12 protein-coding genes are annotated in these 12,642 nt (G+C 42.2%); 11 read left to right on the top strand and 1 reads right to left on the bottom strand.

Translation table 11 applies throughout. The annotated features are described in order from the left end of the window. The first annotated feature begins 84 nt into the window (after positions 1 to 84). From TV75_RS18410 to dnaB, 10 genes are all read left to right on the top strand, one after another. The gene (locus TV75_RS18410) at positions 85 to 1,029 is read left to right on the top strand and encodes a mechanosensitive ion channel family protein (protein WP_044340266.1); all 945 of its coding nucleotides are present in this window, start codon (positions 85 to 87) and stop codon (positions 1,027 to 1,029) included. Between the two features lie 13 nt (positions 1,030 to 1,042). Next, the gene (locus tag TV75_RS22415) at positions 1,043 to 1,243 is read left to right on the top strand and encodes a DUF951 domain-containing protein (protein WP_044340265.1); all 201 of its coding nucleotides are present in this window, start codon (positions 1,043 to 1,045) and stop codon (positions 1,241 to 1,243) included. A gap of 275 nt (positions 1,244 to 1,518) precedes the next feature. Beyond that, positions 1,519 to 2,619 carry a redox-regulated ATPase YchF gene (ychF, locus tag TV75_RS18400; RefSeq protein ID WP_044340264.1) on the top strand — a complete coding sequence of 367 codons (1,101 nt, stop codon included), beginning with the start codon at positions 1,519 to 1,521 and terminating at the stop codon, positions 2,617 to 2,619. A 162-nt stretch (positions 2,620 to 2,781) separates the two neighbouring features. Continuing rightward, positions 2,782 to 3,069, top strand: coding sequence for a 30S ribosomal protein S6 (rpsF, locus tag TV75_RS18395; RefSeq protein ID WP_034764776.1), 288 nt, complete (start codon positions 2,782 to 2,784; stop codon positions 3,067 to 3,069). Between the two features lie 78 nt (positions 3,070 to 3,147). Further along, entirely contained in the window at positions 3,148 to 3,660 is a 513-nt protein-coding gene (ssb, locus tag TV75_RS18390) for a single-stranded DNA-binding protein (protein ID WP_044340263.1), read from the top strand. A 41-nt stretch (positions 3,661 to 3,701) separates the two neighbouring features. Further along, positions 3,702 to 3,938 carry a 30S ribosomal protein S18 gene (rpsR, locus tag TV75_RS18385; RefSeq protein WP_034764780.1) on the top strand — a complete coding sequence of 79 codons (237 nt, stop codon included), beginning with the start codon at positions 3,702 to 3,704 and terminating at the stop codon, positions 3,936 to 3,938. 417 nt (positions 3,939 to 4,355) lie between these two features. Beyond that, positions 4,356 to 5,279: a YybS family protein gene (locus TV75_RS18380; RefSeq protein ID WP_052504616.1), complete on the top strand. Its 924-nt coding sequence runs from the start codon at positions 4,356 to 4,358 to the stop codon at positions 5,277 to 5,279. A gap of 26 nt (positions 5,280 to 5,305) precedes the next feature. Continuing rightward, complete coding sequence (locus tag TV75_RS18375; protein WP_044340262.1) at positions 5,306 to 7,279, top strand: DHH family phosphoesterase; 1,974 nt, start codon at positions 5,306 to 5,308, stop codon at positions 7,277 to 7,279. Beyond that, positions 7,276 to 7,722, top strand: coding sequence for a 50S ribosomal protein L9 (rplI, locus tag TV75_RS18370; protein ID WP_044340261.1), 447 nt, complete (start codon positions 7,276 to 7,278; stop codon positions 7,720 to 7,722). Before TV75_RS18375 ends, rplI begins: the two co-directional genes overlap by 4 nt. A 232-nt stretch (positions 7,723 to 7,954) precedes the next feature. Further along, positions 7,955 to 9,307, top strand: coding sequence for a replicative DNA helicase (gene dnaB, locus TV75_RS18365; RefSeq protein ID WP_044340260.1), 1,353 nt, complete (start codon positions 7,955 to 7,957; stop codon positions 9,305 to 9,307). A 48-nt stretch (positions 9,308 to 9,355) separates the two neighbouring features. On the opposite strand, the gene TV75_RS18360 is transcribed toward dnaB, so the two are convergent. Continuing rightward, a complete protein-coding gene (locus tag TV75_RS18360) occupies positions 9,356 to 11,080 on the bottom strand; it encodes an ABC transporter ATP-binding protein (protein WP_044340259.1) in 1,725 nt (574 codons plus the stop codon). Between the two features lie 263 nt (positions 11,081 to 11,343). Between TV75_RS18360 and TV75_RS18355 the strand changes: the two genes are divergently transcribed. Then, positions 11,344 to 12,636: an adenylosuccinate synthase gene (locus TV75_RS18355; protein ID WP_044340258.1), complete on the top strand. Its 1,293-nt coding sequence runs from the start codon at positions 11,344 to 11,346 to the stop codon at positions 12,634 to 12,636. Positions 12,637 to 12,642 lie beyond the last annotated feature (6 nt).

The raw sequence follows: 12,642 nt of genomic DNA, 5'->3' as shown, positions 1-12,642 counted from the left end.
TATGAGGTTATATCTACACAAGGAGAGGGAAACTTGATAAAATAAGGAATACTTCTTATTGATTGATAAGTGGAGGTTCGATAAATGAATGAGAAAGATTCTAATGCTGGTGTAACTGAAGCCGTTGAAAAACTTAAAGAAAATGAAGCTGTAAATAAACTGATAGATAATGAGTTATGGGTTACCTTGGGGACAGGCACGTTAAAGATTGTAGCCATTATGGTGATTACATATCTTGCTTTGAGACTTGGAAGATCGGCAATACGAAATGTGTTTAAGGTTCGATCACGTTCACCTTTGAAGTTCACCGAGCGCCGTGAAGCCACTCTTTTGAAGCTACTGGAGAACGTATTGACGTACGTGATTTATTTTATTAGTTTAATGACGATTCTATCCACGCTTGATATTGATGTGAAAGGGCTGATTGCCGGTGCCGGGATTGTCGGTCTGGCCGTCGGTTTTGGTGCACAGAATCTGGTTCGCGATATCATCACCGGTTTCTTTATTATCTTTGAAGATCAATTTTCAGTTGGTGATTATGTTCGAATCGGTTCTGCAGAAGGAAATGTTGAAGAAATCGGCCTTCGTACGACAAAGATCAAAAGCTGGACCGGGGAATTACATATCTTCCCCAATGGTAATATTACAGAAGTAACGAACTTCTCCATTCACAATAGCATTGCTGTAGTGGATGTCAGTATTGCTTACGAAGAAAACATAGAAGAAGCGGAGAAAGTGATGCAGGAATTACTCCTGACCCTACCGCAAAAATATGAAGATCTTGTTAATCCGCCTGAGTTGTTAGGTGTTCAGACTCTTGGAGCTTCAGATGTTGTCGTGCGGATCGTTGCTGAAACGGTGCCGATGAGACATTGGTATATGGCGAGAATGATTCGTAAAGAGGTTAAGTTATGCCTGGATGAACATGGTATTGAGATTCCATTCCCTCGCATGGTGATGTATTCCCGTCATGATCAAGATGACATCCAACCTCGTGAAGAAAAACAAAGAAAACTTGAAAGCGAATGAGGAGGAAAAGCCAGTGGAGCCGAAAACATTCACACTTAATGACATTGTAGAAATGAAAAAGCCTCATCCTTGTGGTACAAATCGCTGGAAAGTGATCCGGATGGGAATGGATATCCGCATTAAATGTGTAGGGTGCGGACACAGTGTCATGATTCCCAGAAAAGATTTTGCAAAAAAAATGAAAAAAGTCATCAGTAGCGGCACAGAAGAATAAGTATTCTTTTTTTACCCATAATCCTTTTGACCTAACCCAGACTATGTTCAAATTAGCTGGCTCAAGGGCATTCAATCGTTTTTTTACGATTGAATGCCCTTTTTATATATTCAGATTGCGAGGATAAATCCAGCCCTCAAACTAAAAGTCCACCAGAAGCATGACTTGTCTTTTCCCTCTATTATCTCTATAATTGTGAAAGGTTCGACCGTTTACTTGTTTTTAGATCTTACAGGATTTTTTAATAGATAAGAATTTGATGAGGAGTGACCAAAATGGCTTTAACAGCTGGTATTGTTGGACTACCCAACGTAGGGAAGTCAACTCTATTTAACGCAATTACAAAAGCAGGTGCAGAATCTGCCAACTATCCTTTCTGTACTATTGATCCAAACGTAGGAATAGTAGAAGTTCCCGATCATCGTTTAGATAAATTAACAGAGCTTGTAGAACCGAAGAAGACGGTTCCTACTGCCTTTGAATTCACGGATATTGCGGGAATTGTAAAAGGAGCGAGTAAAGGAGAAGGATTAGGGAATAAATTCTTATCTCACATTCGTCAAGTAGATGCAATTTGTCAGGTTGTGCGTTGTTTTGCAGATGATAATATCACACACGTTTCAGGTAAAGTAGATCCGATTGCGGATATTGAAGTCATCAACCTGGAATTGATCTTAGCTGACCTTGAGACAGTTGATAAGCGTCTTGCCAGAGTTCAGAAAATGGCGAAGCAAAAGGATAAAGAAGCGGTGTTTGAGCATGACATCCTTGTGAAAATCAAAGATGCCCTTGAAGCGGAGCAGCCGGCTCGTACAGTTGAGTTCGCTGATGAGCAAATGAAGCTTGTAAAACAGCTTCACCTATTGACTTCAAAGCCTGTTTTATATGTAGCAAACGTAAGTGAAGATGAAATTGCCGATCCTTCTGACAACGAATATGTTCAGAAAGTAAGAGAATTCGCGAAAGAAGATAACGCAGAAGTGATCGTGGTCTGTGCAAAGATCGAATCTGAGATCGCCGAGCTTGATGATGAAGAAAAGGCGATGTTCCTACAAGAACTAGGAATTGAAGAGTCTGGTTTAGATCAGCTTATCCGCGCTACCTATTCACTTTTGGGACTGGCTACTTACTTCACAGCCGGCGTTCAAGAGGTACGTGCCTGGACGTTCCGTGAAGGAATGAAAGCTCCTCAATGTGCCGGTGTCATCCACACTGACTTCGAAAGAGGTTTCATCCGTGCCGAAACCGTATCCTATGAAGATTTAGTTGCTGCCGGAACAATGGGTGCAGCCCGTGAAGCAGGAAAAGTTCGTTTAGAAGGTAAAGAATACCTCGTAAAAGACGGAGACATCATTCATTTCCGTTTTAATGTATAAGTTTAAAGTTGAAAGACTAGATGTGAATCTAGTCTTTTTTTTACGTCATATTGCAATAATAGATAACCTATGCTATAATTTTATTTCGTGAGTAATGAACGCATTGCTCCTTGTTCTTTCATAAAGAAAGGACCGCATAGACCACGAGGAGGTGACATTCAGATGAGAAAGTACGAAGTTATGTACATTGTCCGCCCAAACATTGACGACGAGTCAAAGAAAGCAGTAGTTGAGCGTTTCGATAACGTTTTAACAACTAACGGCGCGGAAATCATCGAGTCAAAAGATTGGGGTAAACGTCGTTTAGCGTATGAAATCAACGATTTTCGTGATGGTTTCTATCAACTAGTTAAGATGAGCGCTACTTCTGATGCAGTTAACGAATTCGATCGTTTAGCTAAAATCAGCGATGATATTATCCGTCATATCGTTGTTAAAGAAGAAGAATAATCCGTACGTTTTTAAGATATACACTTCTACCATCTGTTTCATGTGAAACAGTAAACTAGAAGGAAGGGGTTGATTCTGATGATGAACCGAGTTGTATTAGTAGGGCGTTTAACCAAGGACCCTGAATTAAAATATACTCCAAGCGGAGTGGCTGTTGCTTCGTTTACACTGGCTGTCAATCGTAGTTTTACGAATCAATCAGGAGAACGGGAAGCAGATTTTATTAACTGTGTTGTATGGCGTCGCCCTGCAGAGAATGTAGCAAACTTTCTTAAAAAAGGCAGCTTAGCTGGCGTTGACGGTCGCATTCAAACACGTAATTTCGAAGGACAGGATGGACGTAGGGTGTTTATGACGGAAGTTGTAGCAGAAAGCGTTCAGTTCTTAGAGCCGCGTAGTGCGAACCAAGGCGATCGTGGAGGAAGTCCGGGCTATTCGGGTGGAGGTCAACGTGACCAAGGAAATCCGTATAGTCAGAATCAGAATCAACAACGCAACAACAATAACAACAACTATACACGTGTAGATGAGGATCCATTTGCAAATGACGGTCAGCCGATCGACATTTCCGATGATGATCTGCCATTCTAAACGAACGATAACGAATCCAAACAAGATAGGAGGCGAAACAAATGGCAGGAGGACGTAGAGGTGGACGTAGACGTCGTAAGGTGTGCTACTTCACAGCAAACGGAATTACACATATCGATTTCAAAGATGTTGATCTTCTTAAGAAATTCGTATCTGAACGTGGTAAGATTCTTCCACGTCGTGTAACTGGAACGAATGCTAAGTACCAACGTAAGTTGACTCGTGCGATCAAACGCGCTCGTACAATGGCATTACTTCCATACGTTACTGGTGAATAATATCATCGATCTAAAAGCAGCAGAGACTTGTCTCTGTTGCTTTTTTTCTTTGTTTTTTGAATGAAGCTCTTTTAAAAGCAACGGGAACACTAAGTGATCATGGTGATCCGGATACCTAGCCATTCTTTATCTACTGCGTATACTCCTTTTTAAACTGAGTGCATACTAGAGTAGATGAAAAAGAGTATCATGTTGAAGGGTCCCCCTCTTTTTTTAAGTGAAGTGAATTAACATTGATCGTTATTGATATTCACAATTTGGCACAGGTTTTGGAGAAAGTGGCACAACAAAGGTAAATGACGGCCATTAAAGTAGGCCTGTTGCCATCGGATAAGAACCCCTAGATGAAATCTATCTCCAAAATTGATATGATAGTGCTATTGTATGGTTTTGAATTTATCGTAAGGAGCGTTTCAATTGAAAAATCCCCGTGTTTTAACGGAAGGTGCGCTTATGCTCGCCATCTTTACTGTATTACTGTTGTTGGCTTTATATGTTCCATTTATTGGTACACTTGCTTTTTTTGTATTGCCTCTCCCTCTTATTCTGTTTAGTTCTAAGTATTCGTTACTGAATTCTTTTTACGTATTGATCGGATCGTTAGGGTTATCCTTCTTATTTGGAGGGCTCATTGCATTGCCTGTTGCCTTCATGGTAGCGACGACAGGGGTCGTGATTGGCTGGTGTGTGAAAGCGAAAGTAGATAAAATGAGGCTGTTTATGGCATCAAGTCTCACACTTGTCATCAATATTGTGATGGGTTTTGTTTTTTCAATCCTATTCTTCGATGTTAATATTATAGAAGATAGCTTAGTGGAATCTAAGGCTGCCTATTATCAATTATTTGAACAGCTTGGTCAGGAACCTGACAAGAGGCTGATAGAAAGCCTGGAAAGCTCGATTGACCTTATACAGACGCTAATGCCTACCTTGTTCTTGGGGATCGCTGTCGTCATGGCCCTGTTGTTTATGCTGATCAACTTCCCCATCATGAAGCGCTTGGGGAGAGATGTACCGGTATTCAAGCCATTCAGGGAATGGAAGCTTCCTAAGAGTATTCTTTGGTATTATTTAATTACCCTGGTACTATCCATGATCCTGCAGCCGGAAAAAGGAACGTATGCCTACACGGCCCTACTTAATGTCCTTTATGTGTTGCAAACATTGATGGCGGTTCAAGGACTATCTTTCCTCTATTTTTTCGCTCATATAAAAGGATGGTCAAAAGGTATTTTGGTATTAATTACAATCATTTCGTTTCCACTTCTTTATCTCGTGCGAATTTTAGGTATAATTGACTTAGGATTTGATCTAAGACAACGCCTACAACGTAAGTCATAGAAATTTAAGTTCCAGGAGCTGAAATCATGCCATCTTATTTTAATAAGCGAATGATCCGCTACCCATTGTACGGTCTTGCTATATTAACAGCTCTATTGTTAGTATCGGTTTCCTTTTACCAATGGATCATTTCGTTAATTGGGTTGATTGTCTTTGGAATCGTGTATTTTCTCGCATTCTATTTCGAGAGAAGATCGCACGATGAAACAGAGGAATATATCTCCACTCTATCCTATCGTGTAAAGCGTGTGGGAGAAGAGGCGTTAATGGAGATGCCCATTGGGATCATGCTGATCAATGATGAATATTACATAGAATGGACAAATCCTTTTCTAGCCTCATGTTTCAATGAAGACACAGTCGTTGGAAGATCTTTGTACGATGTGGCAGAGTCCCTTGTCCCATTAATCAAACAAGAAGTGGATTCAGAAATTGTAACGATTAATGAGAGGAAGTATCATGTCGTATTGAAGCTCAAAGAAAAACTGCTTTATTTCTTTGATGTCACGGAACAAAAAGAAATAGAAAAGCAATATCATGATGAACGCACGAATATCGGAATCATCTTTCTGGATAACTATGATGAATTAACGCAAGGGATGGACGACCAAACGAGAAGCAGTTTAAATAGTTTAGTGACGTCCATTCTGAATAAGTGGGCAAAGGAATATGGCGTGTTCTTGAAGCGGGTTTCTTCTGAGAGGTTCATAGCCGTCATTAATGAGAAGATCCTTCAAGTATTGGAGAAGGAAAAGTTCGGGATATTGGATGATGTCCGGGATACTACGTCCAAGCAAAATGTTCCCCTGACTTTAAGCATTGGAGTGGGGACTGGGGTTTCTTCCCTTCCTGAACTGGGCACCCTGGCCCAATCAAGCTTGGATCTTGCGTTAGGTCGCGGTGGAGATCAGGTGGCCATTAAGCAAACCAATGGGAAGGTTAAATTCTATGGTGGAAAAACCAATCCTATGGAAAAACGTACGCGGGTACGTGCAAGAGTCATCTCCCACGCCCTTAAGGAAATTATGATCGAAAGTGATAAGGTCATCATCATGGGACATAAACATCCTGATATGGATGCCATCGGGGCGGCCATCGGGATCCGGAAAGTGGCTCAAATGAATCAGCGTGAAGGATACGTTGTCTTAAACTTTAATGAAATCGATAATGGAGTGAAACGATTGATGAAGGAGATCAAAGCAAATTCCGATCTTCATTCCCGATTCATCACTCCGGAGGAAGCGCTCGAAATGGCTACAGAGGATACGCTGCTTGTGGTCGTTGATACACACAAACCTTCCCTGGTCATTGAAGAAAGGCTTTTAAATAAAATGGATAAAGTCGTGGTCATCGATCATCATCGACGTGGCGAAGACTTTATTAAAAACCCATTACTTGTTTATATGGAACCATATGCTTCTTCCACAGCTGAGCTTGTGACGGAGCTATTGGAATATCAGCCTAAACATGAAAAAATCACGATGCTTGAAGCCACTTCCCTGCTGGCAGGAATCATTGTCGATACGAAGAGCTTTACGCTTCGAACGGGATCGAGAACATTTGATGCGGCTTCCTATTTAAGGGCACAAGGGGCTGACACCGTGTTAGTCCAAAAGTTCCTTAAAGAGGATGTCGAGACCTATATTAAACGTTCGAGGTTAATTGAATCGGTTAAATTTTTCCGTGAAGGGGTTGCGATTGCGAAAGCAGAGGGTGACGTCATTTATGATCCTGTCCTGATTGCACAGGCAGCGGATACATTATTGACCATGGATGAAGTCATTGCTTCCTTTGTCATCTCCAAGCGGGATCCTGAAACAGTTGGGATCAGCGCCCGATCATTAGGGGACGTGAACGTACAAATTATTATGGAAAACTTAAACGGTGGAGGTCATTTAACGAACGCCGCTACTCAAATAAAACAAGTATCTGTACTGGAAGCCGAGGAACAGCTGAAGGAAGCATTAAGTGATTATTTTGAAGGGAGAAAAGAGATATGAAAGTAATTTTCTTAAAAGACGTTAAAGGTAAAGGAAAAAAAGGAGAAGTGAAAAACGTAGCAGATGGCTATGCACATAACTTCTTATTAAAAAAAGGCTTAGCCGTTGAAGCGACAAATGCAAACATGGGACAGCTTGAGGGTCAAAAGAAGAAAGAAAAACAACTGGCTCAAGAAGAATTAGAAGAAGCCAAAAAATTAAAAGCGACATTGGAAGAAATCACAGTTGAAATGAAAGCGAAATCCGGTGAAGGCGGTCGATTATTCGGTTCGATCACGAGCAAGCAGATTGCCGATGCATTGAAAAAGGCACATGACATCAAAATCGATAAACGTAAAATTGAAATGAACGATGCCATTCGTGCCCTGGGCTATACGAATGTCCCTGTGAAGCTGCACACGGACGTTTCAGCAACCTTAAAGGTACATGTAACGGAAGAATAAGATTTTTTTCAGAGAAAATATACGAAATTTGGTAACTTCATTTTGAGAAAAACATGTTAAAATGAATATAGCTTGATAACAAATGTGATCTGGATACTATCCCGATCACTTTTTTTCGGTAGGACTAAATTCTTATTTTCATATATAGCAAAGTATTAACTTTGACGCAGGCAGCAGATGCCTATTAACGTCGCGAAGCCCCTTCGCAGTTTGAAATGGAGGTTATGCATAGATGAATGAAGTGTTCCAGGACCGGGTTCCACCTCAGAACATTGAGGCTGAACAAGCAGTATTAGGTGCGATTTTCTTAGAGCCCAGCGCATTGACGACCACCTCAGAAATATTGATTCCAGAAGATTTTTATCGTCATTCTCATCAAAAAATATACAATGTCATGCTGAATTTGGGAGACGGGGGAAAAGCCGTTGACTTAATCACGGTGACAGAAGAACTGGCAGCTGCGAAAGAGCTTGAAGATGTTGGCGGAGTCGCTTATTTAAGTGAGCTTGCAGCCTCTGTCCCCACCGCTGCGAATATAGAATATTACGCAAAGATTGTGGAAGAAAAATCATTACTTCGAAGATTGATACGTACAGCGACAGATATCGCATCTGACGGCTATGCAAGGGAGGATGAAGTCGACAGCCTTCTGAGTGAAGCGGAAAAAAATATCATGGAAGTAGCCCAGCGGAAGAATGCAGGTGCCTTTCATAATATTAAAGATGTACTTGTGCGGACCTATGATAATATCGAAACCTTAACGAATCGCAAGGGTGACGTAACAGGAATTTCAACGGGGTTTGCCGATCTTGATCATATGACGGCAGGTTTCCAGCGAAATGACTTGATTATTGTGGGTGCCCGACCTTCCATGGGTAAAACAGCCTTCGCCCTGAATATCGCTCAGAACGTGGCAGTAAAGGCGAAAGAAAACGTAGCCATATTCTCCCTGGAGATGGGAGCCGAGCAGCTCGTAATGCGTATGCTGTGTGCAGAAGGCAATATTAATGCCCAAAACCTCCGTACAGGTGATCTAACCGACGAAGACTGGAGAAAGCTTACAATGGCGATGGGAAGCCTCTCTAATGCCGGGATTTACATCGATGATACACCTGGTATCAAAGTGGGGGAAATCCGTTCCAAATGCCGACGTCTCGCTCAGGAGCATGGTCTTGGAATGATCCTCATCGACTACTTGCAGCTCATCCAGGGTAGCGGACGTTCAGGGGAAAACCGTCAGCAGGAGGTATCTGAAATCTCCCGTTCATTGAAAGGACTGGCTCGTGAACTTCAAGTACCGGTCATCGCTTTATCCCAGCTCTCCCGTGGTGTGGAGCAGCGCCAGGATAAGCGTCCGATGATGTCTGATATTCGTGAATCAGGAAGTATCGAGCAGGATGCGGATATCGTGGCTTTCTTATACCGTGAAGATTACTATGACAAAGAAGCGGAAAACAAAAACATTATCGAAATCATCATTGCCAAGCAACGTAACGGCCCAGTTGGAAATGTGTCCCTTGCGTTTGTGAAGGAATACAATAAATTCGTGAACCTGGAGCGGCGATTTGACGACGCCCCGGCTTAATAGAAAAAATCCAAGCCCTGCTGGTGCAGGTGCTTGGATTTTTTGTTGTTATAGGATCGTTGCATGCTGGTGAGCATGAAGTCTGGTGAAAATCCCGTCTTCCCTTGAAAGGAGCTCTTCATGAGTACCATCTTCAGCGATGCCGTTTTCGGTGACGACGAGGATGCGGTCCGCTTTACGGATTGTCGCCAATCGATGGGCTATGACAAGGGTGGTCCGGTCTTTCGCCAGTTCATTCAAAGCCTCTTGGATAATCGCTTCCGTTTCCGTATCCAGTGCGGAAGTGGCTTCATCCAGAATCAAGATGCGTGGATTCTTCAGGAACATGCGGGCGATGGATAAGCGCTGCTTTTGACCACCGGACAGCTTCAGTCCTCTTTCCCCGATTTGAGTATCATATCCGTCTGGAAGTGATGCAATGAGATCGGTCAGATGAGCACGTCTCGTCGCTTCTTCAATTTCTTTCTGGGTGGCATCAAGCTTACCATAGGCAATGTTTTCCCGAAGCGTCCCCGTAAATAAGAATACATCCTGCTGGACGATTCCGATTTGAGCACGCAGGGATTCCTTCGTCATCTCCCTGATATCGATGCCATCAATGGTGATGGCTCCTTTCTCTATATCATAGAAACGTGGAATCAGTGAGCAGATCGTTGTTTTTCCGGCACCTGAAGGACCGACAAAAGCCACTGTCTGCCCTGATTGTATGGTAAAGGATAAATCCCTTAGAATAGGGCGATCCGGCTCATACCCAAAGGTCACCTCATTAAAAGCAATATCTCCCCTTAAAGCAGGCACTTCTATAGCATGTGGGCGATTTTCAATATCAGGCTCCATATCCATAAGCTCAGTGAACCGCTTGAAACCGGCCATCCCCTTTGGATACAACTCAAGGAGTGCGGAAATTTTGTCGATTGGTTTAAAGAGGACATTAATATAAAGAATAAAGGCTACAAGTTCTCCATAAGAGAGGACTCCTGAAAAACTTAACCAAGCTCCATATACCAAGATAATCAAGGTCATCAATCGAGTGGTAATGTAGATACCGGATAAATTCACGCTCATCACGTTATAGGCTTTCAGTTTGGATTTGCGGAAGAATTGATTATTTTCATTGAAGCGTTCCATTTCATAGTGCTCATTAGTGAATGATTGAACCACCCGCGCCCCTGAAACACTGTCTTCAACGCGACTGTTGACATCTGCGATATTTCCGTACATTTTCGTCCATGCCGCATTCATTTTAATATTTGAATACGAAATCAGCCACACAAGGAACGGAACAATGATGATCGCCACAAGGGCAAGCTCCATATTAATGGTAAGCATGATCCAAAATGCACCGATGAAAGTCATGACCGCGATGAACAGATCTTCAGGTCCGTGATGGGCAAGTTCCCCGATATCCATCAGGTCGTTTGTCACCCGACTCATAATATGACCCGTTTTCGTATTATCAAAAAAGCGGAAGGATTGCCGTTGAACATGATGAAACAATTCCCGTCTCATATCCGTTTCGATATTGATCCCGAGCTTATGTCCCCAATAGTTTACAACGAATTGCATACTCGAACTGAGTAAATACAGAACAAGAAGACCGGCAGATACAGCTAAAATGGTACTCCAGTTTCCATCAGGCAAAAGGGAGTCAATAAACCACGATACCGCCATGGGAAATCCTAATTCTAAAAGTCCGACCAACACCGCACAGGCAAAATCAATGTAAAAAAGCCGCCGATGAGGCCTGTAATAGCCAAAGAATCGTCTAATCATGAAATCGTCACCTCGGTATTCAATTGTATGTAAAATTCAAAATGCTTATTTAAGATTAGCAAAAGTTTCTAAATTGCGCTATTTTTATTTGATTAAAAATGATTGAACCAGAGGTTTCCACAACAATATCCCGAATTTATACGAACATAAATATAATTACCTATATAAACGTTCGTGTTTTCATTGACTTTCCTTTTTAGTGTTGATAAAATGAGTTTGTTTGATAAAAGAGGGAATACTAATTCCCGTCGGAGGTGCTTAATATGTCTTCAGTAGTAGTAGTAGGTACGCAATGGGGAGACGAAGGAAAAGGAAAGATCACTGACTTCCTTTCTGAACATGCAGAAGTTATCGCGCGTTACCAAGGTGGGAACAACGCGGGTCATACAATTAAGTTTGACGGTGAAACATATAAATTACACTTAATTCCATCAGGTATTTTCTATAACGAAAAAACATCCGTTATCGGAAATGGGATGGTTGTCGATCCTAAAGCTCTTGTGAAAGAGTTAAAGTATCTTCACGATCGCGATGTGAAAACAGACAACCTAAGAATCAGCAACCGCGCACATGTGATTCTTCCCTATCACTTAAAGCTTGATGAAATTGATGAAGAACGTAAAGGTGCCAATAAAATCGGTACAACGAAAAAAGGAATCGGTCCTGCTTATATGGATAAAGCAGCACGTGTCGGAATCCGTATCGCAGATCTTCTGGATCGTCAATCTTTCGAAGAAAAGCTTGCCCGTAACCTGGAAGAGAAAAACCGCCTTTTCGAAAAATTCTATGAAACAGAAGGCTTCAACATTGAAGATATTCTGGATGAGTACTATGAGTACGGTCAACAAATCAAGCACTATGTTGTGGACACATCCGTAGTATTGAACGATGCCATTGATAACGGTCGCCGCGTTCTATTTGAAGGAGCTCAAGGGGTTATGCTTGATATCGATCAAGGTACATATCCATTTGTTACTTCTTCTAACCCGGTAGCCGGTGGAGTAACGATCGGTTCTGGAGTAGGCCCTACAAAAATCAACCACGTAGTTGGAGTATCAAAAGCATACACAACCCGCGTTGGGGACGGACCTTTCCCTACGGAACTTACGAACGAAATCGGAGACAAAATCCGTGAAGTAGGACGTGAGTATGGAACAACGACCGGACGCCCTCGCCGTGTAGGCTGGTTTGACAGTGTGGTTGTACGCCATGCCCGTCGTGTCAGTGGTTTAACAGATCTTTCATTAAATTCCATCGATGTATTAACTGGAATCGAGAAATTAAAAATCTGTGTAGCATACAAATACAAAGGTGAAGTCATGGAAGAATTCCCGGCTAACCTGAACATCCTTGCTGAATGTGAACCTGTTTATGAAGAGCTTCCAGGCTGGGAAGAAGACATTACAGGATGTAAGACGCTAACAGATCTGCCAGAGAACGCCCGTCACTACTTAGAGCGCGTATCTCAATTAACGGGTATTCCTCTTTCCATCTTCTCAGTTGGACCGGACCGCTCTCAAACAAATGTTGTTCGCAGCGTATGGAGCCCGAATTAATAAAAA

Origin of the sequence: Rossellomorea aquimaris, assembly GCF_000935355.1 — a bacterium.
Taxonomy (GTDB): domain Bacteria; phylum Bacillota; class Bacilli; order Bacillales; family Bacillaceae_B; genus Rossellomorea; species Rossellomorea aquimaris_B.
This window is presented reverse-complemented; position numbering and strand designations above follow the sequence as displayed.